This window comes from Lactobacillus sp. IBH004 (assembly GCF_026185255.2).
Taxonomy (GTDB): Bacteria; Bacillota; Bacilli; order Lactobacillales; family Lactobacillaceae; genus Lactobacillus; species Lactobacillus melliventris.
The window spans coordinates 657722-681670 of the sequence record NZ_CP110217.2 but is presented as its reverse complement, the minus strand read 5'-3'; the positions used below and the strand labels follow the sequence as shown (position 1 = coordinate 681670).

The following is a 23949-nucleotide window of genomic DNA, read 5'->3' as shown; positions in this document are numbered from 1 at the left end:
GTATAACATATACTACATATAATTATTACATTTAAATAAGCCAGCCGCCACTAACATAAATGGTCTGACCAGTTAGATACCCAGACTGAACGTCAAGTAAAGTTTTAACCCAATAAGAAATGTCCTTACCCTCTGCTAAACGACCAACAGGTATTTCACCCTTAACTTCTTCCATCGTTTCAGGGCCAAGCACGGAATTCATTGCTGTATTGACAGCACCGGGTGCAACAACATTAACCGTCAGGTTAGCTGAAGCAACTTCGCGGGCATATGCTTGTGCAAACCCTTCAAGACCTGATTTGGAAGAACTGTATGCCGCTTCCATAGCACTACCTGAACCACCGTAAACTGATCCTAAATAAACAATACGACTATAATCATTTTTTATCAAATGAGGTTCAAATAGTCCTGTCAACTTAATTGGGGTAATCAAGTTTATGCGCATAATCTCATCAATTTTGGCCGTATCTTGACTACTAACAAAATTATAATCGGTAATTCCCTGGGCAAATACCACCGCGTTAACTGGCAGTAAATTATTAACAAATTCTTTTAAATCATTATTTTCAGCCAGAAAATCTAATTTGATGGGAATAAAATCCTGCTGAGGATATTTTTGACTCATTCCTTGAGCCAAAGAATAAGCTTTTCGCCAATTTTGACTGCAATGAATGTAAAGAGACCAACCAGCATTAGCCAACTCAACACAAATAGCTTGACCAATGCCACCTGTAGCACCAAATACAAGAGCTCGCTGCAATTAAAACATTCCTTTTATTTTATTTTTACTTTAAATATTGAAAATGACCTTATAACCAATCGATCATCAAAAAAGATCAAGTTATGTATTCACATTCGATTTTATTTTACCATTATTTTTTCACAAATTTGAACTAATAAAACGACATGATAAACTTTCTTAAAAATTAGCTCTTATCTCCCTCTTTTTTAGGCGGTAATAAAACTTGGCGAGGCTTTGAACCTTCAGATGGACCAACAATACCTTTTTCTTCCATTTCATCAACAATCCTGGCGGCACGATTATAACCAATACGAAATCTTCTTTGTAAGAGTGATACACTGGCCGTTTGTTGTTGCCTTACTAAGTCCACTGCTTGATCATAGAATTCGTCTTTTGGCTCATCATCTTTATTTTCAGAGTTCTCTTGGCCTTTTTGTGGAATCATACCTTTATCATATTCAGGTTCCTGCTGTTTCTTTACCCATGAAATGATATTTTCAACCTCATGTGAAGAAACATAAGCACCCTGAATACGTTCAGGCTTTGAAGCACCAACAGGCATGTATAGCATATCGCCGCGACCGAGTAATTTTTCGGCCCCAGTTTGATCTAAAATAGTCCGTGAATCGATACCACTTGAAACAGCAAAAGAAATCCGTGAAGGAACATTTGCTTTAATTAGACCGGTTATGACATCAACACTCGGTCTTTGTGTGGCCAAAATCATGTGAATACCCGCCGCTCGAGCCATCTGGCCCAAACGGACAATTGCTCCTTCAACGTCACGTCCGCCAACCATCATTAGATCACTCAGTTCATCAACTACTACTAAGATATATGGTAACGGCTTCATCGGCGGTTTTGATTTATCTTGATTATTCAGCCGCACCTTTTCGTTAAATTCACTCATGTTACGGGCCCCAGCTGCAGCAAATAACTTATAGCGGCGTTCCATTTCTTTAACGGCTTTACTCAAAGCATTTGCAGCCAATTTTGCATCAGTAACTACCGGTATCAATAAATGAGGTACTCCATTATAAACAGAAAGCTCCACCATCTTTGGGTCTATCAAGATTAACTTGACCTGATCCGGCAATGCTTTCATTAAAATACTGGTTAAAATTGTATTAATGGCTACAGATTTACCCGAACCGGTTGATCCAGCAATCAAAAGATGAGGCATTTTAGTCAAATTAGCCGAAATAGTTTGTCCACTGACATCCTTACCCAAAGGAACCTGCATAGGATCTTTTTTGGCTCTGATATCTTGATTTTGCATTACATCTTTAAAAGCAACTACTGAAGTGTTCTTATTAGGCACCTCTATTCCAATATATGGTTTCCCTGGGATTGGTGCTTCTATTCTAATATCCTTTGCAGCCAGAGCAAGAGCTAAATCGTCAGCGAGATTAACAATGCGACTGACTTTAACACCAACAGCCGGTTGAACCTCATAGCGCGTAATAGTTGGACCCAGTATCGCCTTTTTGATAATAACGTTAACGCCAAAACTCTTGAAAGTAGATTGTAACGTCTGAGTATTTTTGCGAATAAGAGCTTTATCAGTACTTTGGTCAATATTTTTAATATTATCAAGTAATGTTAAAGGCGGTTTTTGATAATCCGGACTAACTTTTTGATTTGATTTTAATTCCCCGTGATCTACTGCTCCTAATTCTTCCTTAATCTTTTTATCTTCTTCAACAAAAGAATGTGATTTAGGTAATGATGAAACAGAAGAATCGTTTTGCTGCGCTTTAGCGTTATTGTTTTGACTTGCAACTTGAATTTGCGGCTCAACAGGAGCGTGTTCCGGAATATCACCGTATTCTGCTTTTTCAGATGGAAAATCAGTTACTTCGTTTTGATCTATGTTACTTTCAGAAGAGTTATCATCCACAGTAAAATCATCCACGTCTGGAAAAACTGGAGCTTTTGTACCCACTGAATTGGAATCATCCTGATTATGCAACTGGTTTTTTCTCTGCTCACGTTGCTCTTTGAAAGAGCCGTATTTATCTTTGATTTTGCTACCAGCTGCTTTGTTTTTATTAATAAAAAGCTGACTAACAGACTGAAATTTTTTGATAATTGTTGAAAATTTAACATCAAAAAACATCAAAATACCACTCGGTATCAATAAAATTGCAATTACACGCAGTCCTATATGACCAAGTAAGGGGTAAAAAATCTGATAGCATAAGGCGCCTATGACGCCACCACCGATATTTTTGGTAACAGCCATGCGACCGAATTCAGCTGAAATTTCATGCCAAAAGACATTCATAAAAGCATTATTAACGAATTCCCGTTCAAAATAAATACTGCTTTGAATTAATAAAATTCCCAAAATAGCAAAAAATAGTCCACAACTGCGTTTGAAGTTAAAGTGCATCGGCTTATTATAAATCAACATAACCAAGCCGAAAACAATGCAAATACCAGCTGCGAGCAAATAGGAATCTCCAAAGACCAGGCGAAAAGTATTTGCCACTTGTTTACCTAGGATTCCAAATTTGGCAAATGCTAAAGCAGAGATAATAATTTGTAAAAGTCCGACAATTGCCCATGTAATTCCAGTATTCTGATTCTTCTTTCGAGCCTTTGTGGTTTTTCTCCTTTTCTTTTTTGGCATGATACTACCCAATTAACAACTAAAAATTAGCTTGGAAGTTCAAGTTGACTGGTTTATCCAGTGTAATTTGAGTAACTTGATAAGTTAATGTTTCAATATACTCAACTAAAGGTCTACTAAGCAATTTGTAATCAGCCTTACTAAGATCACTGCCATCACCAAAATAATTTTTGATCTGAACGATTTGGCTAATCATCCCACTTACTGAGAATTCTCCGGGAGCAGGTGCCACGTCAAAAATGATGGTGATGTCAAAATAATTACCATCTACCCCTGCATCTGTTGTGCCATCATCATTTTGTTTTTCAACTTTTTTAAGGCCAAAATTAACTTGATCTTTAGTTTCAGGTTCTTCATTAACATCATAGTGAAAATTTTTTACTATCACCGGTGTTTCTTTTTCAAAATCCATTTTAATTTCCTCCCAAATTTCTTTCATAGCGTTCAGGACGATTGTAGTTATCTTTTAACTTGTCATTTTCGTAATGATGAGAAGTTTCCAGCATAGGAAAACCTTGTTGACGTAATGCTTCAAGCAAAACTATTGCCACTGAATTAGCTAAATTGTAACAACGAATATTATTTGACATAGGTATGCGCAAATTACGTTCGTAATATTCTCGCATAAAAGTTTCAGGTAAGCCAGTAGTTTCCTTACCAAATACGAAGTAGTAATTTTTGGAAGAATCCGTGTAATCTACCTCAGCATAGTTTTTGGAAGAAAACTTAGAAATAAGATAAAGCTCATCCTGTGGTCCCAACTGCTTCAAAAAGGCATTAAGATCATCATGAAGCCGCACATCAACTTTATCCCAATAATCAAGCCCGGCTCGTCTCATTTTTTTATTATCAATTTGAAAACCTAAGGGCTCAATTAAGTCAAGAACTGTATTAGTACCAGCACAAGTTCGAGCAATATTTCCCGTATTGGCCGGCATTAATGGTTCATATAACACTACATGATTTGTCAATCTTTTTCTCCTTCAACATCAAACTTCTAAACAAACTAATCTTATTCTTTATTTTTTAAATCAGCATTTTCGCCAATTTGCGCAGCAATTTGAGTAGTATCTTCGTCCTCATCTTCTCTAAAAACTTGGGAAACATTACGGTAATAATTATAAACACGTAAAATGATGATTTTTAAGATTGCATAAATAGGAATACCAAAAATGACACCCCAAAGTCCCCAAACTGCACTAGAACCAATTAACAATAAGATTGTAGTTACCGGATGCATTTCCATCTTATTACCCATTACGAGAGGACTGATAATTCTCGATTCAATTGTTTGCTCGATTGCAAACACAATCAGAACTTTAATGACCATTGGAACTGAAAGCATGATCGCAATTACAATTGCAGGAATAAAGGAAATAAACGTACCAAAATATGGGATCAGGTTAAGTAAACCACTTAAAACAGCAAGTGCAATGCCATACGGTAAGCCTACTATACTGTAACCAATAGCAAACATAATTCCTACCCAAAAGGCAACTGTGATTTGACCCCTGATATACGAAGCTAAAGCGGTGTTAATATCATAGAGCAGTTCACCAAAACTCTTTTGCCAGCGCTTAGGTGCAAATTGGGTTAAATAGGGCCGCAAATTATGGGCATCTTTTAACATAAAGAAGAGAATAAACGGTGCCGTAAGTAAAGTCATAACAATAATAGTTACTACACTGATCGCCGAAGAAATATTGCTCAGAGCGGCATTTATGGCTTCATGACCTGATTTAAAAAGCATATCCTGCGCGCGATTAATAGCATCGTTAATATTGCCTTTTACACTGTGAAACTGCGGCTTGCTCAGTGCTTCTTGCACAGCATTACTTGCATCCTTCCAGATATGCGGCCAATGTGCAATTAATGAATTAATTTGACTTTGAACAATTGGCAATAAAGTATTAACAATCCACACTAGTAAAATTGCCACAAGAAGAAATAGTCCCAAGATCGTAACCAGTCTTGGCACTTTGAATTTCCGCTCTAAAATGTCTACCAGCGGATTCATGATATAAAATTGAATTAAAGCAAGCATTAGTGGTGGCAAGATTGCACTTACAAACACTTTAGCAGGATTTAAGACAAACGAAATTTTGTTGAACAACCAGATTACAAGGAAGAACAACAAAATGTTCAGTAATGCAATACTAAACCGGTTATTCAAAAACCATTTTTGAAAAATGGTTCTTTTTTTATGTTTTTTCTCTACTTCCATCAAATCATCCTAATCAAATATGTTCGTAAATTATATCATCGCCAACGTTAAATTCAGGCAGAGTTTGCTTGTCACCTAATGTAAGATACACAGCATTTGCCAAGGGATTTTTAGACTTTTGCTGATTAAAGAAAAGTGTGGCATGTCCTAATGCCCTCATATCACTGACAACCATGGCGCCAACGTAATCAGCTACATATGTTTGACCATCAATTGTAATTGTGTCCCCTTTTTTTAAAGTAAAACCAGTAAGCGGCGAATCAGGGTCAAATTTTTGAATAATTGAAACTTCTACCAGTTCAGCTGTAACATTTTCACCAAATAAAATTACCATATTGCTCTTAGGCTCTATAGCTTGTTTACCAATTTTTGTAATAGTTGCTGTCCACTTCATAATTTGTTCTCCTTAAGCTTTAATTTTAGCATAACAAAAACCGCTTAACTAATATATAAGCGGTTTTATTTGTTACTTCTTTATTTCTGATGGTAAAGGAGCCATTTTTTAATTTCATCAATTATAACTAATGGGATCGGCAAGCAGAACAGGAATAACCAGTCAACTGGCAATAATCTCGTCGTATTAAATAATTGTTGCAATCCTGGAGTTACAGTTAAAGCTAAAAATAGCAGTATTTCAAAGATAATGCCATACCAGATATTGCGGTTACTAAAGATGCCTTTCTTGAATAACGAAACTTTGTTTGTTCTACAATTCAAAACATTTGCAATCTGAGTAAAAATGATTGCTCCCAAGACCATTGTGGTTGCACGCATGTATACCGGGCCGTTAGCAGCTAACGGTACATGAGGCCAACCATTTTGGAAATTAACGAAGAAGTATGCTGAAATCGAAATCGCACTGGAAATGAGGCCGTACCATAAAAATGCTTTGATAATTACACTTCTATTAAGCAAGTGCTCATTGCGTTTACGTGGTGCCTGTTTCATAACATCCGGATCAACTGCTTCTCCACCAAGTCCTAATGCCGGCAACATATCCGTTCCCAAATCGACTGTCAAAATCTGCATAACCGTCATTGGCAAAGGAATCATTCCTCCTGAAAACAGGAATAAAATTGAAGGAAAGGCTTCCGGCACATTTGAAGTTAGGATATAAGTCAAAAACTTACGAATATTGCTATATACTGCCCGTCCTTCTTCAATTGCAGCTACAATTGAAGCAAAATTATCATCGGTCAATATAATATTTGCAGCATCCTTTGCCACGTCTGTGCCAGTGAGACCCATTGCGATACCGATATCAGCTTGTTTCAGTGCAGGGGCATCATTAACTCCATCACCGGTAGAGGCAACAATTTCACCGTTTTCCTGCAAGGTCTTAACAACCTTATATTTTTGCTCAGGAGCTACCCGGGCGAAAATCACTTCTCCTTTTAGCGCTTCTCGCAAATCTGCATCACTCATATCCTCGAGCTCATCACCAGATATGACCCGCGCCTTGTCTGAGGTCAAACCAATTTGGACAGCCACTGACTTAGCCGTTAGCTTAGAGTCACCGGTAACCATAATAATCTTAATCTTGGCTTGATGACACCGTTTAACAGCATTATAAATTTCAGGACGAGGAGGATCGCTCATCGTAGTCAAGCCGACGAATATCAAGTGCTGTTCAGCCGTTTCGATCGTTAACTTAGTAACGTCAGTATTTTCTTTTTCAACAATGCGGTAAGCCATTGCCATACTGCGGAAACCCTTGGCAGCATATTCAGCATTGTATTTTTCAGCACGCTTTTTATCATCTTCAGTCATAGAGCGAACCTTACCGTCAACTTGAATCTGATCACATTGCTTAATTACGTCACTGAAAGACCCCTTAGTAAAAATAATATACTGACTGTCATTCCAGCGATGAATAGTTGACATGCGTTTACGATTAGAGTCAAAAGGCAATTCACGTAAACGAGGATATTTAACCAGAACTTTCTGACGATCAAAGCCTGCTTTTTCAGCCATAATAATTAAACAAGCTTCAGTTGGGGTTCCCAAAATTTTGGGTTTACCCCCTTTGACTTTGCTGGGTTGAACCGCAGTATCATTATCTAAAGAAGCTATCTGCACCAGCTTATGCAAGTCAGGATTTTCTTCGTACCATAACTGCTTATTATTCAGTTCAATTTGACCATTATTAACATAGCCATTACCCGTAACCGTATATTCATTTTGCGGCGTCCAAATGTAATGAATAGTCATCTGATTCTGAGTTAAAGTACCAGTTTTATCTGAACAAATAACTGTGGTTTCGCCTAAAGTTTCTACCGAATTCAATTCTTTAACTAAGGCATGCTTTTTAGCCATGCGCTTAACTCCTTGAGCTAAGCTTAAAGTAACAGTTGGAAGCAATCCTTCAGGAATAAAGGCAACAATCATACCTAACGCAAAGATAAAGGCCTTGGCAAAAGGATATTTGACGAAAAAGATTGCCGCAATTAAGAACAAAACGCCAATTGAAACTGCAATTATTGATAATTGTTTCGTCAGCCGATCTAATTCTTGAGTCAATGGGCTATCAACCTTATTTTGCTTTTGTGTCAGTTGCGCAATTTTACCAAATTCAGTATTCATCCCTGTGGCAAAAGCAATAGCACGAGCAGTACCAGATCCAACTGTTGTTCCAGAATAAACCAAGTCTGCTTCCGCATAACTGCCTTCACCTGGAGCGTATTCTGTAGTTTTTGATTCTGGCACAGATTCACCATTTAACGCACTTTGATCAACCTGCATAGAACTGGCAGTAATCAGCCTGGCATCAGCTGGAATGGCATTGCCGGCCTGAAGAATAAAAACATCTCCCGGAACCAGTTCTTTGGCATCAATCTGTGTTTTTTTACCATCACGGATTGCTTGAACATAAGTAGGCAACATATTATTCAAAGCATCTGTCGCTCTTTTGGCAGCTCTTTCCTGCCAAAAACTGAACAATCCGTTAATGATATTGACCAGCCAAATAGCAATTCCTAATTCAAGCGTCCCACTAAACATGGCTACGGCACCTGAAATCCACAATAAAATTGCCATCATACTAATAAAATTCTTAAAGAAAGTTTTCCACTCGGATTCTTCCTCAGATTTTTTAATTTCGTTACGACCATATTTTGCCAATCTTGCGGTTGCTTCTGCAGAAGTTAAACCTGCCGAAGATGAGTGAAGATTAGTATAAACTTCAGAAATATCATTCTTAGCGTAAAGCTCTCGAATTTTATTTTCTTCCATTTCCAACATACCTCTTGTTTAAATTTTTTGTTTTTATACTAATAAAACCGACACCATACTTTACCACTTTTTAAAATGATAAAGTCACTCAATATTTTTACAATTGCGTGTCATGCTATACTAATTATTGAGACAATTATAAATGAAATTGGAGGCTTTTCAAGCATGAAATTATTAATTGGCGGATACACCAAAAAAAAGTCAACGGGAATTTATGAGCTGCCGCTTACTCCGGCTGCTAATGGCGTGGAAATGCAAATGGGACCAGCAAAAGAAGTAATCCAAGTTGGTGGACCTACGTATTTTGTTCAAGATGGCAATCTCATTTTTACAATTAATAATGCTGGAGCAAAAGGTGGAATCAGTTCTTTCGCATTAGTTAAGGGCAAATATTCAGAAAAGGACTCTTATTTAACCCCAGGTTCTTCGCCAGCCTATATTGGAATTAACCGCGAAAAAAAACTATTATACACTGCAAATTATCATACAGCTGTACTCAGTGTATTTTCGTATGATGATGAGGGTAAACTGACCTTTTTAGATTCCGTAACTCACACGGCAGATACTCTTGGTCCCTGTCCAGAACAAGCTGATGGCCCTCATCCCCACTTTTTCGATCAAACACCACAAGGCAATTTAGTGAGTTGTGATCTGGGTAACGACAGTGTTGATTTTTACAGCTTCAAAAATAATAAGCTGAAGCACCTGGCTAAATATCAAAACGAGCCAGGTTTTGGAACACGCCATATTGTATTTAGTCCTGATGGTAATTATTTTTATGTTGTCGGTGAGCTTTCAAGTAAAATTAACTTAGTTAAGTTAGATGAAGCCCACTGGAATTTTAAAAATATTGCTACTTATTCAACCATTCCTGATGATTTTTCTGACCACAACGGCGCAGCTGCCATAAAAATTAGCCATGATGGTAAATTTATTTACACTTCCAATCGCGGTCATGATACCATCACTGTTTTTGCAGTTAATGATGATCATACCTTGCAACTACGTCAAAGAATTTCAACTTTTGGTGAATTTCCTCGTGATTTTAACTGGGACAAAGATGAAAAATATGTGGTAGCAACCAACCAAAATTCAGATAATGCCACTTTATATACACGAGATGCTGAAAATGGTTGTTTGACACCAGTTCAAAAAAATATTTTTGTTCCCGAAGGTACTCGCGTACTTTTTAGTGAATAAATTTTGTAAAACAAATAAAAGAGTTGTCTAACGCAAGACAACTCTTTTATTTCTCTACAGATATATTAAAGGCTATGCCATAATTTTTGCATATCCGGTGCATCAGGTATTTCAATACTAGTATGCTGGTCTTTAGTAAATGGATCGGGAAAACCCAAATAAAAGCAATTGAGTGCCTGGCGCTTAAACTCATCATTAATGCCATATAGAGGATCGCCAAATAAAGGATGACCCAAATATTGCATATGTATGCGAATCTGGTGAGTTCGACCTGTATATAGGCGCAGTTCTACTAAACTGGCTCCGCTTTTTTGAGCAATCACTTTATAAGCAGTTTTAGCATTCTTGCCAGTGGAATCAATGCTGCGCACAATTGAGGTTCCTTTGCGACCAATAGGCTGATCTATCACTCCAGTCAATTCTTCCGGCGCAAAATTGCCATGAACTATTGCATGATATTTTTTAATAAATTGAGTTTTATCGATCTGACTAAAACGAGCATGAGCAATAGCATTTTTCCCAACCAGAACCAGACCAGAAGTATCGCGATCGAGTCGCGTCACTATGTGCGGTTTAACGTCAACCTCTTTTTTACTGTTAAAATAACCTAAAACTTGGTTAACTAAAGCATTGTCATCATAACGAGATGGAATTGACAAAATGCCAGCTGGTTTATTTACTACCAAATAATTTGCAGTTTCCCGTGCAACCGCTAGCGGCTTCTTTGAGGGGACTAGCCAGGGATTGACCCTCTCTTTTCCTGGAATAAAAATCACTTCATCACCTTGATGTAAAATGTAGTTGGTAAAGCGCCTTTTATGATTTACTAAAAGCATCCCACCGGAATTTTTAGCATTATTCACTGCTCTTTTTGAAAAACCGTTTTTCAGTAAAAAAGCTCCTAATTTCTTGGGAACTTCGTCTTGTACAATAACTTTAAATGGTGTCATCTTTATCTCCAATAAAGGCGCTCTGAACACGGGACCAAAAATGGGTATGCCCAAAACGATCAAAATGAATTTCCTTACTAGAAATACGATATTCAATTTGTTTAGCGTTGCGTACATTAATGCGACGGCCATCAACAGTCATAACGCAGTGGTCAGCATCAGGTATGACAGTAATCCACTGCTCTGGTGCCAACACTATTGGCGAAGATAATGATCTGAAAATTCGGTTATTAATTGAAGCTATTTCTGCCATTTGCAAGGCTTTAAGTCTTGGGTGAATCACAGCACCACCAAGTGACTTATTATAACCAGTTGAACCGGTAGGAGTTGATATACATAAGCCATCTCCCCGGAAATTTTCAAATAATTGATCATCAATATAGACTTTTGCTTCTAATGTATGCGATACCCGTTTGACTGCAGATTCATTTAAGGCCAAAAAATGTTTCTTTTCATTCGCTTCGGTTAAAAGTTCTACTTCCAAAAGCGGATAACTGGCAGATTCCGGCTCCCTTAAAAGTAAAGCATCTACCATTTTATCAACTTCTGGACCACGCCAATCAGTGTAAAAACCTAAATGCCCAGTGTGGATACCAATAAAGCGAATAGAACTGATCTGGTTTTCATAACGGTGAAAAGCATTGATTAAAGTACCATCGCCTCCGACAGTAATGACAACATCGGGGTATTTAGCATCAAAAACAATGCCTGCTTTAGCTTCCAACAGTTTTCGCAAGTGCGCCACAACTTTTAGCGTTTCGGGATTGGTGTTATGGGCAATTGTAATTCTCATTATTTTTCCTTACCCTTGTTTTTGGTAAAAACCTTTTGAGCTTCCTGCACTTCATCTTTTATTAAAGACATTTCTTCATCAAGTTTATATGCTGTTTCTGCAGTGGATTTTAGTCTTTGGGAAATATCTTTTGGATAAGAACCTTGATATTTATAATTAAGAGTGTGTTCAACAGTAGCCCAAAAGTTCATAGCTAAAGTTCTGATTTGAATTTCAGCCAGCAACTTTTTGGGACCATTTGGCAAATAAACGGTGTAAGAAATAACCATATGATAGGAGCGATAGCCTGAAGGTTTGGCGTTTTTAACATAATCACGTTCTTCAATGACTTCCATATCATCACGTGTATGTATTAAGTCTACCACCTTATAAATATCATCGACAAATTGACATACTATCCTAATACCTGCAATGTCCTGCATATCGGTTTCAATTACATCAAAACTGATTACACGCCTTTGCATTTTTTCTTTAATTGAGTCGACAGTTTTAACCCTGCCAACTACAAATTCTATCGGGGAATGTTCCCCTTTCGTTAAAAAACTTTGTCTTAAAGAACGAAATTTCACTTTCAATTCTCGGACGGCCTCTTCATAAGGCCATAAAAAATTATCCCAATCATTATTCATAGAAATAACCCTTTCTCAAACAGCATATCCATTTTAACATAAATTATATGATAGCAATTTCATATGGCTAATAGCTTTAATAAAAGAAGCCGTTTTTTTCTATACAGCATATATAATCCCTTATTTGATACAGTTTTTTCTTGCATATTAAAGCTTTTAAGATTATGATAAATTTATTAATTTCAGTATAGCCTATACTTTGATAGTTTTGTTTTCTATTTTATATTTAAGCAGAAACAGCAATTTTGACAATATGTCAATAAAAAAACTATACTTTCTTAATTAGTAGCATGGAATAAAAAGTAAATTCTATCACTGAAATTGGATGGGGAATTATTATGTCGAAGAATAATGAAATTGAAGCAAAAATTATCCTGCCAAAGACAATCTATCACAAGCTTTGCCAGGATTTTGCTGCAAAAAGCTGTTTTAAACAGGAAAATTATTATTTTGATACCAAAGATGGTTTGCTAAAGCAAAATCATATCAGTTGTCGCATTCGTCTTTTTGCTGATCATGCAGAACAAACACTTAAAGTTCCAAATGATGATCCCGTGCAGCACCAGTTTCATGAAGCAATAGAAATTAATGACGAACTAAAACTAGCTGAAGCTAAAGCAATGGTTAAAAATGGCAGCAAAAATTTGCCAATTTCTTTTAAATATAGCGTAGGAGACTATCTGAACAAGCACTTTTCAGACCACCTAATACTAAACTTGCAAACTTTTAGTAAAACTAAGCGCATTTTAGCAAATGGACCTGAAAATTGTGAATTAACATTTGATGATAGTACCTATCCTGACAATTATGAGGACTTTGAAATTGAGATTGAAAATCCTAATCCCCAATTAATTGCACAAGTTCTGTTAGACTTAAAAAAGACATATCACTTTACACAGAATTCTGCTAATACTAATCAAGCAAAAATTGCACGCGCTTACAAGCATCGTGCTAAAATGTAGTTTAACGAGTAAATTTCTAAAAAGGATAGATAATTAGATTTTTAAATAATCAGTATTGGAGGAGCCTGATCATGTTCGAAATTTTTCTCTTTGTCAATCCCGTTGGCATTTACTGCTATAATACAGAAGTTTTAATTCAAGATGCAATCGCCGAACTTAATATCAATTCTTCTTTTAACTTCGTTCCTATCATAAATACAAAAGTTATAAAAGAAGATATTATCAGAAGAAAAAAGAGCGGTCAAAGAATAATAGATATCCCGCAGTACACAATCGCTTCATTTCAAGCTTTACGCAATTACCATGCAATTAAGTTCGAATATGGCAACAAAAAGGCTCGAGCCTATCTAGTTGCTTTACAACAAGCTATCAGCGGTGATTTTAATAAATATTCTGAACAATTACCGCGAAAAATTGCTCAAGATTTAAATTTAAATTTTGACCGGATTACAGATCGCAGGATTGCTCCTTATGTAGATAATTCCATTCGCCAAGATAAGGAACTTGCCCATCAGTTTAATGTCTGTAACATTCCTACAACTATTATTTTTAATGAAAGCGGCAATTACAGTGGCGTAATGCTTGAAGGAATTTTGGCTCATGATAAGTTGATTCGCCTTTTTAAAAATACTGGTTGTATTACAAAGGAAGACCAAGATTATTATCCTGCTAAACACTTACGTCTGATCTAAAAACTTACTTGCATTATCTGGCGAATTGATTTTACGAAAATTGCTAAATACCCAAGACGGCAAATCATCAATGGTTTGCCGTCTTTTATATAAGTTGTTGGCAATCTTCATGCCATTGAGACTTTTATGCATAAGCTGCATTTTTAGATACTGTTTTTGCTTGGCCGAATCAACATAGTATTTACGTAAAGCAGGTTTAAAGTGCCACAGCTTTTTTAATCCTTCGGCATTTATAGTAAAATTCTGTTTTTGCCAATGAATTTTATTAGTCAGCGGCTCAAGCAAAACGTTATATTTCAAACTGATAACTAGCTTATCAGGATTAATTTCCAAATAATAATCATGCCACGGTTTATTCCTTCGAAAAAAGATAAGCTGCGATTTTTTGATGTATTGTCCTAAAAAATGTCTCTTTCCCACTATCCAGATATCTTTCACGCCTATTTGCCGATATAAAAGATGACGATGACGAAATTCAGATTTGTTGAGCGGAGCACATTGAATTTCAAATGCTAAATTCGGGCTTGCTAAGATATCAGCGCGTAATTGGCCATTAGCCAATTGAACTTCCATCCGTGCGTTAAAATGGGCTGCTCTTAAAGCTGTAGTCAATAAGCTTTTACTTTGTGCATGCTCTTTATTTTCTCCACTTAAATTAACTTCACTTGGTATATGCTTAAAATAAGGTGTTTTACTATTATTTATCAGCTGGACTTCGCGATAACACTGAGGACAAAAATAATGCCTTTTTATATTCTTTTCACTTTCACTTATCCGAGCTTCTGCTACAGCTAAAACTAAAACATTATTCAACAATGCCGCGTACATAATCATCACCTAATAATAAGTACGCAAAAGGGGCAGATTTTTACCTGCCCCCTTTTATTTTGCTATCTGGCATTTTAATTAATATCACTAAAATAATCTTGCAGCTTCTCTAAAGCTTCATGCGCTATCAAACATTTGCCATTAATGCGCACACGAGCCATTTCACTAGCTTTAACTTTAATACCATATTCATTTGCAATGGCCCATGCATCAGCCGGCTTTATTTCCAAGTAATCTTGATCAGTAAAGATTAACTCTAAGTAAAATTTGCCGCGTTCAAAATAAAGACTGGAAGCCAAATCGTCTGCTTGAAGACTATCCGCCAGTTCAACTACCTGATTAAGGTCATTAAAACTATATGCCTGCTTTTTTTGCAGTTTCCAAAACTCTTTTTTCACCTTGGGGTGACCAGAAATTGCAGAACCAGTTGATTCGTCTTTATCGCTTTCATCTTCCTCAGGTTCTAAATCGAGAAAAGACTTACGAGCATCATTCCTCTTTTTACTGTTGTCAGTAAAATCATTATCAAATAACTGGGCCAGGTTATTCTGATCTTTGGCCGTAACTTTAGTGATGAGTAAATCAAGCCCACCATTATTAGGCATTACTTGAAAAGTAACAGGTGCATCTTGACTAAAAGAATGATCCGTATCAATTTCATCTAAAATTGAATAAAAGAAATGCTGGATTTTATTTTTATCACCCAGTAAATCCAAAACTTTAAGACCACGATTTGCTAATTCTTGTTTACCTATTCTCACGCGAATCGTATTTTTGTTTATATGATCTACTTGCATGAGTTCTCACCTCCATCAGATGCTTTGTTCTATTGTAGCGTACTTTACTCATAAAATAAAAGCGTTAGTTTAAAAAACCAACGCTTTTATTTTAAACTTACCTGATTTATAAGTCAGCTATCTTTTGCATTTCTTCAAGTTCGAGACGGCGTACTTTTCTAGGTAAAAAGCGCCTAATCTCATCTTCATTATATCCAACCTGTAAACGACGGTCATCCATAATAATAGGACGTCTTAACAAACTTGGATTCTTTTCTACCAGATCAAGCAATTGATCAATTGACATGTCATCCAGATTAACTTTAAGTTGCTGAAATGCTCTTGAACGAGTTGAAATAATTTCTTCGGTACCATTTTCAGTCATGCGCAAAATTTGCAACAATTCATCTTTTGTTAACGGTTCAGAAAAAATATTTCTTTCCTTAAAAGGAATGTCGTGCTTCTTTAACCAGGCCTTCGCTTTACGACAAGATGTACAGCTTGGAGAGATATATAAATTTACCATATATTTCACGCTCCCTTAATTAGTATCTATATAATTATATCATACTACTTCCTTTTTGTAAGTAGTTTTTTCAACTAATTTTATTATTATAGTATCTTTTAAACGTGAATATTCTGTGAACTTTTTATCAAGAAAAAATAAAGAAATAAAAAAGAATACATAATTTTTTGCTAATGTATCCTTTTTTTATTATTATTAGTTATTTACTTTCTTCATTAAGTCACTAACCAATTTCTCATTTTCTTCAGCAGTTTCTGAAACATAACAAGCTTTATTGGCTAATTCCTTAATATCTGCAGTATTGAGCTTCTTCATTAAGCTTCTAATACGCAAAATTGAAGTAGCACTCATTGAGTACTCGTCTAAGCCCATTGAAAGCAAAATTGGAAACATGGTACTGTCTCCGGCAGCTTCGCCGCACATGCCACACCAAATGTTGTTTTCATGTGCTGCATCAATCGTGTGCTTAATTAAACGCAAAACAGATGGGTTTGCCGGTTGATAAAGGTAAGAAACATTATCATTGCCCCTATCAGCAGCCATTGTATATTGAATTAAGTCATTAGTACCAATTGAGAAGAAATCAACTTCTTTAGCAAATTGATCAGCTAAAACTGCAGCAGCTGGAACTTCAATCATCATTCCCACTTCTAAGTTCGAACCAATCTTAACGCCTTTTGTAACTAACTTGTCTTTTTCTTCACCCAAAATTGCTTTAGCCTTGCGCAACTCATTCAGAGTACCAATCATTGGGAACATAATGCCTAACTTGCCATAAGCTGATGCACGCAATAAAGCACGAAGCTGCGTCCGGAAAATCTGTTCATTTTGAAGTGAGAGTCTAATGGCACGCACACCCAAGAATGGGTTCATTTCTTCTGGTAAATCCCAATAATCAAGGTGCTTGTCACCACCAATATCCATGGTTCTGATAATTACCTGCTTACCATGCATACCTTCAATGACTTTCTTATAGGCTTCAAATTGCTCATCCTCAGTTGGGAAGTCCTTTGAATCCATATATAAGAATTCGGTTCTGTAAAGACCAACAGCTTCAGCACCATTATCGTTTACACCCTTCATGTCATTTGGTGTACCAATATTAGCAGCAATTGTAAACTTTTTACCGTCTGCAGTAACTGAAGGCTCGTTCTTTAATTTTTCCCATTCAGCTTTTTGCTGCAAAAAGTCAGAACTCTTTTGTTGATATTCAGCAACTTGACTGTCAGTAGGCTTAACTACTACATCACCGCTTAGACCGTCAACAGCAATCGTGTCGCCGTTTTCAACATCCTTGGTAATTGAATCAGTACCTACAACTGCTGGCAATTCAAGTGAACGCGCCATGATAGCAGAGTGTGCTGTTCTTCCGCCAATATCAGTAACAAAGCCCTTAACAAATTTTTTATTAAGTTGGGCAGTATCACTAGGAGTTAAATCATGAGCAACCACAATAACTTCGTGATCAATGGCAGCTGGGTTTGGTAATTCCTTACCCAGCAAGTGAGCCATAATTCTCTTAGAAACATCGCGCACATCAGCTGCACGTTGCTGCATATATGTGTTATCAGTCATTCCTTCAAAAATACTGATAAACTTTTGGGCAGTTTCGTCAAGAGCAGCTTCACTGTTAACTTTTTGTTCCTTGATTTCGTTTTCAATGGCACCAGTAAATTCAGGATCGTTCAAGATCATAAGGTGAGCTTCAAAGACTTGAGCTTCGTCTTCACCTAAACTCTTCTTTGCACTATCACGAATTTTTTCAACTTCAGTAGTTGATACTGAAATTGCCTTCTTATAGCGTGCTAACTCACTTTCAACATCGCTAACTGTAGATTTTGAAAATGAAAGATCAGGTTCAACCAAGAGATAAGCTGGTGCTACAGCAATACCATCACTAGCAGCAATTCCTTTTAATGTCTTGGTCATTATTCAGCTAAGCCCTCTTTTTTCATAGTCTCTGAAATAGCGTTAATTGCATCTTTTTCGTCGTCGCCACTAGCACTGATAGTAACATCAGCATTTTTGCCAACACCAAGTGACATAACACCCATAATTGACTTTAAATTAACTGACTTACCATTGTATTCCAAATTGATATCTGAACCAAATTTAGAAGCAGCTTGTACTAGCAATGTAGCTGGACGAGCATGAATACCTGTTTCTGCAACAACATGAAAATCGCGTTTTTCCATTATATATATCTCCTTTGAATTCAAAAAATCAAACCGGTAATAAATACCTATTCGCCTACTTAGACTATCATTTTTTTGTGAATTAGACAACATAAATGTAACAGTTTACATCATTAAACTTCAGATTTTGATTTTGAGTAAATTATTTTACCACCTCGCAATGCTTTCCCTGTAATATTTTGCCTTTTTTCAAAAGACCTCAATGCTGCTTGAAATTCAAAAGCATTTTTTGGCTCAACTTCATAGTGATCGAGTTCGCCATTCGCTAATTGCACCAGAATTTTTTGAAAATCCAAAATCATCACCACTTTTTAGTCAATTTTATTTATGCAATCATCTGATCTTGCACCAATATTTTATCATATTAGCGTTACTTACAAATAATAAGATTCAGGTTTTAGCACTTGATTATTGCGAGTGCTAATTATATAATTTAGTAAACTGATATGAAAGGCGGTAATACAATTGCTTTGTCAAAACTGTCAAAAACGACCAGCTTCCATTCATCTTTTTGCGAAGGTTAACGGACAAAGTCGTGAAATTAATTTATGTGGACAATGTTATCAACAACTTAAACAACAAGGAAATATTAATATGAACAATGATAATAACGACTTCTTTGGTGATTTCAGCGACCTGTTTAATTACAACGGCAATGCGGGAAATCCAGGGGACCCCAGAATGGGCAATGGGAATCCAGGAAACGTCAATAACGGCAACAATGGTGCCGGGGGCGGACGCTCACTGCTTGATCAGTATGGAACCGATCTTACTGCTCTAGCAAGAAAAGGTAAAATTGACCCAGTTATTGGACGCGATAAAGAAATTGCTCGTGTCATTGAAATCTTGAATCGCAGAACAAAGAACAATCCTGTCCTAATCGGTGAAGCCGGTGTCGGTAAGACTGCTGTAGTTGAGGGCTTAGCCCAGCAAATTGTCGACGGTTCGGTCCCGGCCAAGCTGCAAGATAAAAGAATAATATCACTAAACGTAGTTTCTTTAGTTCAAGGTACAGGTATTCGGGGTCAATTTGAACAACGAATGCAGCAATTACTTAAAGAAGTACAAGGTCATGATGATATCATCCTCTTTATCGATGAAATTCACGAAATCGTTGGTGCAGGCAATGCCGAAGGTGGAATGGATGCGGGCAACATTATTAAACCCGCTCTTGCTCGTGGTGACCTGCAACTCGTTGGTGCTACCACATTAAAAGAATACCGGGAAATTGAAAAAGACTCTGCCCTAGCAAGAAGATTCCAGCCCGTTGATGTTAAAGAACCTTCTGTTGCAGAAACAATCCGTATTTTAAAGGGTATTCAAAAGCGCTACGAAGATTATCACCATGTTCACTATACTGATGATGCTATCAAGGCAGCAGCAGAATTATCTGAGCGTTACATTCAAGACCGCTTTTTACCTGATAAAGCCATTGACTTACTCGATGAAGCAGGTTCAAGAATGAACCTGACAATTCCTTACGTCGACAAGGAAAAAATGAAGGAACGAATTGATGCGGCTCAGAAATTAAAACAAGAATCCCTCAAGAATGAAGATTATGAAAAAGCTGCATACTACCGTGACCAAATCGAAAAATATAACAAGATGAAGGATCAAAAGGTTGATCCGGACAAATCTCCTATTATTACCAGCAAGATCATGAACAAGATTGTTGAAGAAAAAACTGGCATCCCTGTTGGTGATTTACAAAAGCAAGAAGAAAACCAGTTGCAAAACTTGGCACCAAATCTTAAGGCACACGTTATTGGTCAAGATAAAGCAGTCGATAAACTGGCTCGTGCAATTCGGCGTAACCGGATTGGCTTTAATAAATCCGGCAGACCTATCGGCTCCTTCCTCTTTGTGGGACCTACTGGTGTAGGTAAAACCGAATTAGCTAAACAACTGGCTCGGCAAATGTTTGGTTCAGAAAATGCCTTAATTCGCTTCGATATGTCAGAATATATGGAATCATATTCTGTTTCCAAGTTAATTGGTTCAGCACCTGGTTACGTCGGTTATGAAGAAGCCGGACAACTAACAGAACGAGTAAGACGTCACCCATACAGTTTGATTTTACTTGACGAAATTGAAAAAGCTGATCCAGCTGTTATGAATCTTTTCTTACAGATTTTAGATGATGGTCGCTTAACTGATTCTCAAGGTAGAACTGTATCATTCAAGGATACGATTATCATCATGACCTCTAATGCTGGTCAAGGCATTAAGAACACCAGTGTTGGTTTCACTGCTGAAAATTCTGCAGATCAACCAGATTCCGCCAGAAGTTCAATGAGTCAATTCTTTAAGCCAGAGTTTTTAAACCGGTTGGATGATGTGATTGAATTCAACGAACTGACTAAGGATGACTTAATAAAAATTGTTAATTTAATGCTTGACGATGTAAACAGCATGGTTAAAAACCAAGGAATGCAAATTAACGTTACCGAGGATGCTAAAAAGAAATTAGTTGATGAAGGATATAGTCCTGATATGGGCGCAAGACCATTGCGTAGAACCATTCAGGAAGAAATTGAAGATAAAGTTGCTGACTATAAACTTGATCATCCTGCAGTGAAGAATTTGCTTGCTAGTGTTTCTGAAGATAAGATTGCTATCAGTGAAGATGAGAACACTATTAATTCAGCAAATGACACAACTAATATTTAAAGACGTCACTTTTAAGCATGATTATTGCAAAATATAATAATCATGCTTTTTATTAAAGAAAAAAGTTTAGTTTAGTTGTATACTTAAATTAAAAAAAGAACTACTAGAAGAAACGGGTGAAATCCATGCATTTAATAGATGTAACCAATAGTTATAAGGACCTAGTTCACAGTCAACTAAATACGACCAACGTAAATTATGTCAAAGTTTACTCTCTAGGCAATACCTCCGTTATCTACACCGAAAGTGATAAAGCAATCGGAATTGTCTTGGAAAATCACAATCGTCGTGTTCGTAAAGATGAAACGAACTTTGTTATTAAGCGACTTGTTAAAGAAAAAAATCCTTCATATATGTTGACATTTGATAAAAGTCAGCATGTAATTGAAATCCATATTGACAAATAAAAAAACTGGCTTAAAGCCAGTTTTTTGTTTACAGTTTTTCAGTCAGTTTAACATCTGGATATTTATCCTTGAAAAAACGCTCTGCAAATTGATTTTCAAACAAGAATAGCGGTTGGCCGTAACGGTCTTTTACTAGTAAATTTCGACTGTTAGCCATGGCCGGATCAAGCTGCTCAGGGTCAATCCAGCGTGCTACTCTGTGACCAATATTAGTCATTTCAACATCAGAATTATATTCATTTTTCATTCTGAATTTAAAGACCTCAAATTGCAGCTGCCCAACAGCACCCAAGATATACTCATCAGTCTGATAATTCTGGTATAACTGAATGGCACCTTCTTGAACTAATTGAACCATACCTTTATGAAATGATTTCTGTTTCATTACGTTCTTAGCAGTAACTCGCACAAAGAGTTCAGGAGTAAATTCTGGCAGTGGCGGATAAACCACTTTATGTTTGCCAGCATAAATACTGTCACCTATTTGGAAATTGCCAGTATCATACAAACCAACAATATCTCCTGCTACCGCATCTGAAACCTGCATTCTCTCACTAGACATAAATTCAGTAGCATTATTGAGACGAATTGGTTTACCAGTGCGAGCCAAAGTTACATCCAGTCCTTTTTTAAACTCGCCACTGCCAATACGCACAAAGGCAATCCGATCACGGTGGTGTGGATTCATATTAGCTTGAATTTTAAACACAAAACCAGAAAATTCTTCATCATCAGGAGCCAAGTCTTCAGTGTCGTTAACTTTATGACCAGCTGGTGCAGGAGCCATTTTAACAAAACTCTGCAAAAAAGTTTCAACCCCAAAATTAGTTAAAGCGGAGCCAAAGAATACTGGTGTCTGATCGCCTTGAGCAATTTTTTGTAAGTCAAATTGATTTCCAGCTTCTTTAATTAAGTCAATTTCTCCTAATGTATCTTGAAATTGGGGATTCTGACTAAATGGTTCACTAGCCGGCAGTTTACCGTCTTTATCTAGAGGCAAAAAGCGATCAGGACCATCCTTGCGATACATTTCAACCTGATTATGAGCAATATCATATAATCCCTGTAAAGTTTGACCTGAACCAATTGGCCAATTCATAGCCACACCTTCGATGCCAAGTAAGTCTTCCAGTTCAGCAATCAAATCAAGTGGCGGTCTACCATCACGGTCCAATTTATTCATAAAGGTAAAGATAGGAATGCCTCTTTGCTTTACGACCTTAAATAATTTTTTGGTTTGCGGTTCAATACCTTTAGCTGAGTCGATCACCATGACTGCTGAGTCAACTGCCATTAAAGTGCGATAGGTATCTTCCGAAAAATCTTCGTGTCCCGGGGTATCAAGAATGTTTATTCTTTTTCCCTGATATTCAAATTGCATGACGGAGCTGGTAACTGAGATACCACGTTGCTTTTCAATTTCCATCCAGTCACTAGTAGCATAATGACCACTTTTGCGGGCTTTAACTGTCCCCGCGCTGCGAATTACACCACCAAAAAGAAGCATTTGCTCCGTAATCGTAGTTTTCCCGGCATCAGGGTGCGATATGATAGCAAATGTTCTTCTCTTATTTACTTTATTCAACAGTTCGTTACTCATTAAGTATTTTGTTCTTCCTTCTTCTTAGGTTTTTCTTCTGGCACAGTCAACAAAACCGTCATTAATCTGGAACGCATCATTCTTCTAGTAGTCAATACCATGCCATTATCCAATTTGACAGATAACTTTTCACCTTTTGCCGGTATTATGCCTAACTTTGTAATCATATAGCCGGCAATAGTGTCAACATCTTCCATTTCCAGATCGGTGCCGAATTGCTCGTTAAATTCATCAAGAGGCATTTTACCATATATCACATATTTGTTAGGGGCAATTTGGTGAACCAAAACTTCCGTCTGATCCACTTCATCATCAATATTACCCACTATTTCCTCAATTATATCCTCAATGGTTGCAAGCCCGACAACTCCACCATATTCATCCGTTAAAATAGCCAATTGCTGCTGAGTTTGTTGCATCTCTACTAAAAGTTCTCTGAGCTCCGTTGTTTCCGGTGCAAAAAGTGGCGGATTCATGACATCATCATAAGTAATATTATCAAAGCCCTTTTCCCATGCCTTACGCAAGACAGTTCGAATATGAATAATACCTACTATTTTGTCTTTATCACGTCGATAAACCGGTATTCTGGAATATGGTTCACGCAGTATTTCTTTAAGATGGTCCTGCAAACTTTCCTGGCAATCTACCATGAAAGCATCAATTCGCGGCACCATTACCTCACGTACCATCCGTCCCTGAAAATCCAAAACTGCATTTAACATTGTAAATTCATTGTCACTAAGCTTTTTCTGCTGATGTAAATCTTCAATTTCTGTAATTAAGTGCTCTCTTGTTTCTTCATCATTTGTAGGGGAAAATTTATTTTTGAAACGCTCAAATAAATTCCCCTTGTCGGGGTCGCTAGCCATTTTTGTGCTCTCTTTCT

23 protein-coding genes are annotated in these 23949 nt (G+C 36.9%); 5 read left to right on the top strand and 18 right to left on the bottom strand.

The genetic code is table 11. From position 1 onward, the window contains the following. Window positions 1–31: 31 nt before the first annotated feature. The 7 genes from LDX54_RS03510 to LDX54_RS03480 all read right to left on the bottom strand — a co-directional run bounded on the left by LDX54_RS03510 (window position 32) and on the right by LDX54_RS03480 (window position 8832). The gene (locus LDX54_RS03510) at window positions 32–760 is read right to left on the bottom strand and encodes an SDR family oxidoreductase (RefSeq protein ID WP_046324590.1); all 729 of its coding nucleotides are present in this window, start codon (window positions 758–760) and stop codon (window positions 32–34) included. A gap of 166 nt (window positions 761–926) precedes the next feature. Further along, the gene (locus tag LDX54_RS03505) at window positions 927–3377 is read right to left on the bottom strand and encodes a DNA translocase FtsK (RefSeq protein WP_265666850.1); all 2451 of its coding nucleotides are present in this window, start codon (window positions 3375–3377) and stop codon (window positions 927–929) included. 19 nt (window positions 3378–3396) lie between these two features. Beyond that, window positions 3397–3789 carry a DUF1149 family protein gene (locus tag LDX54_RS03500; RefSeq protein ID WP_046324588.1) on the bottom strand — a complete coding sequence of 131 codons (393 nt, stop codon included), beginning with the start codon at window positions 3787–3789 and terminating at the stop codon, window positions 3397–3399. Window position 3790: 1 nt separating this feature from the next. After that, window positions 3791–4348 (bottom strand): tRNA (cytidine(34)-2'-O)-methyltransferase, encoded by a 558-nt coding sequence (locus LDX54_RS03495; RefSeq protein ID WP_187156479.1) that lies wholly within the window; start codon window positions 4346–4348, stop codon window positions 3791–3793. A 41-nt stretch (window positions 4349–4389) separates the two neighbouring features. After that, window positions 4390–5601, bottom strand: a complete 1212-nt coding sequence (locus LDX54_RS03490; protein WP_187156478.1) for an AI-2E family transporter — start codon at window positions 5599–5601, stop codon at window positions 4390–4392. A gap of 13 nt (window positions 5602–5614) precedes the next feature. Then, window positions 5615–5995, bottom strand: coding sequence for a PTS glucitol/sorbitol transporter subunit IIA (locus LDX54_RS03485; protein WP_046324585.1), 381 nt, complete (start codon window positions 5993–5995; stop codon window positions 5615–5617). A gap of 80 nt (window positions 5996–6075) precedes the next feature. Further along, entirely contained in the window at window positions 6076–8832 is a 2757-nt protein-coding gene (locus tag LDX54_RS03480) for a cation-transporting P-type ATPase (protein ID WP_187156477.1), read from the bottom strand. A 165-nt stretch (window positions 8833–8997) separates the two neighbouring features. On the opposite strand from LDX54_RS03480, the gene LDX54_RS03475 reads away from it, so the two are divergent. Next, a complete protein-coding gene (locus LDX54_RS03475; RefSeq protein WP_187156476.1) occupies window positions 8998–10032 on the top strand; it encodes a lactonase family protein in 1035 nt (344 codons plus the stop codon). Between the two features lie 65 nt (window positions 10033–10097). Here LDX54_RS03475 and LDX54_RS03470 read toward each other — a convergent pair whose 3' ends face one another. The 3 genes from LDX54_RS03470 to LDX54_RS03460 are packed head-to-tail and all read right to left on the bottom strand — an operon-like array spanning window position 10098 to window position 12404. Then, the gene (locus LDX54_RS03470; protein WP_187156475.1) at window positions 10098–10982 is read right to left on the bottom strand and encodes an RluA family pseudouridine synthase; all 885 of its coding nucleotides are present in this window, start codon (window positions 10980–10982) and stop codon (window positions 10098–10100) included. Further along, entirely contained in the window at window positions 10969–11775 is an 807-nt protein-coding gene (locus LDX54_RS03465) for an NAD kinase (RefSeq protein WP_122037396.1), read from the bottom strand. The genes LDX54_RS03470 and LDX54_RS03465 overlap by 14 nt, the downstream gene beginning before the upstream one ends. Next, window positions 11775–12404, bottom strand: a complete 630-nt coding sequence (locus LDX54_RS03460) for a GTP pyrophosphokinase family protein (RefSeq protein WP_046324580.1) — start codon at window positions 12402–12404, stop codon at window positions 11775–11777. The genes LDX54_RS03465 and LDX54_RS03460 overlap by 1 nt, the downstream gene beginning before the upstream one ends. A 338-nt stretch (window positions 12405–12742) precedes the next feature. On the opposite strand from LDX54_RS03460, the gene LDX54_RS03455 reads away from it, so the two are divergent. After that, window positions 12743–13366 carry a CYTH domain-containing protein gene (locus LDX54_RS03455; RefSeq protein ID WP_187156474.1) on the top strand — a complete coding sequence of 208 codons (624 nt, stop codon included), beginning with the start codon at window positions 12743–12745 and terminating at the stop codon, window positions 13364–13366. Between the two features lie 71 nt (window positions 13367–13437). Further along, window positions 13438–14058, top strand: coding sequence for a DsbA family protein (locus LDX54_RS03450; RefSeq protein WP_187156473.1), 621 nt, complete (start codon window positions 13438–13440; stop codon window positions 14056–14058). Here the strand turns inward: LDX54_RS03450 and LDX54_RS03445 are convergent. The 6 genes from LDX54_RS03445 to LDX54_RS03420 all read right to left on the bottom strand — a co-directional run bounded on the left by LDX54_RS03445 (window position 14044) and on the right by LDX54_RS03420 (window position 18679). Beyond that, complete coding sequence (locus LDX54_RS03445) at window positions 14044–14886, bottom strand: competence protein CoiA family protein (protein WP_187156472.1); 843 nt, start codon at window positions 14884–14886, stop codon at window positions 14044–14046. The two genes, LDX54_RS03450 and LDX54_RS03445, sit on opposite strands and share 15 nt — an antisense overlap. Window positions 14887–14960: 74 nt before the next feature. Then, complete coding sequence (locus LDX54_RS03440) at window positions 14961–15683, bottom strand: adaptor protein MecA (protein ID WP_187156471.1); 723 nt, start codon at window positions 15681–15683, stop codon at window positions 14961–14963. A 106-nt stretch (window positions 15684–15789) separates the two neighbouring features. Then, complete coding sequence (gene spxA, locus LDX54_RS03435; RefSeq protein ID WP_046324575.1) at window positions 15790–16188, bottom strand: transcriptional regulator SpxA; 399 nt, start codon at window positions 16186–16188, stop codon at window positions 15790–15792. A 195-nt stretch (window positions 16189–16383) separates the two neighbouring features. After that, window positions 16384–18117 (bottom strand): phosphoenolpyruvate--protein phosphotransferase, encoded by a 1734-nt coding sequence (gene ptsP, locus LDX54_RS03430; protein ID WP_187156470.1) that lies wholly within the window; start codon window positions 18115–18117, stop codon window positions 16384–16386. Next, a complete protein-coding gene (locus LDX54_RS03425; protein WP_046324573.1) occupies window positions 18117–18383 on the bottom strand; it encodes a phosphocarrier protein HPr in 267 nt (88 codons plus the stop codon). The genes ptsP and LDX54_RS03425 overlap by 1 nt, the downstream gene beginning before the upstream one ends. A gap of 113 nt (window positions 18384–18496) precedes the next feature. Continuing rightward, window positions 18497–18679 carry a hypothetical protein gene (locus LDX54_RS03420; protein WP_046324572.1) on the bottom strand — a complete coding sequence of 61 codons (183 nt, stop codon included), beginning with the start codon at window positions 18677–18679 and terminating at the stop codon, window positions 18497–18499. A 169-nt stretch (window positions 18680–18848) separates the two neighbouring features. On the opposite strand from LDX54_RS03420, the gene LDX54_RS03415 reads away from it, so the two are divergent. Both LDX54_RS03415 and LDX54_RS03410 read left to right on the top strand, forming a co-directional pair. Next, window positions 18849–21053 carry an ATP-dependent Clp protease ATP-binding subunit gene (locus LDX54_RS03415; protein ID WP_265666851.1) on the top strand — a complete coding sequence of 735 codons (2205 nt, stop codon included), beginning with the start codon at window positions 18849–18851 and terminating at the stop codon, window positions 21051–21053. Window positions 21054–21178: 125 nt separating this feature from the next. After that, window positions 21179–21460, top strand: coding sequence for a DUF1827 family protein (locus LDX54_RS03410; RefSeq protein ID WP_046324570.1), 282 nt, complete (start codon window positions 21179–21181; stop codon window positions 21458–21460). A gap of 28 nt (window positions 21461–21488) precedes the next feature. Here the strand turns inward: LDX54_RS03410 and LDX54_RS03405 are convergent, their stop codons facing one another. Further along, on the bottom strand, window positions 21489–23060 hold the full coding sequence (locus LDX54_RS03405) for a peptide chain release factor 3 (RefSeq protein WP_187156469.1): 1572 nt from the start codon (window positions 23058–23060) through the stop codon (window positions 21489–21491). Next, window positions 23060–23932, bottom strand: a complete 873-nt coding sequence (locus tag LDX54_RS03400; RefSeq protein ID WP_046324568.1) for a hemolysin family protein — start codon at window positions 23930–23932, stop codon at window positions 23060–23062. Before LDX54_RS03400 ends, LDX54_RS03405 begins: the two co-directional genes overlap by 1 nt. Window positions 23933–23949: the final 17 nt, after the last annotated feature.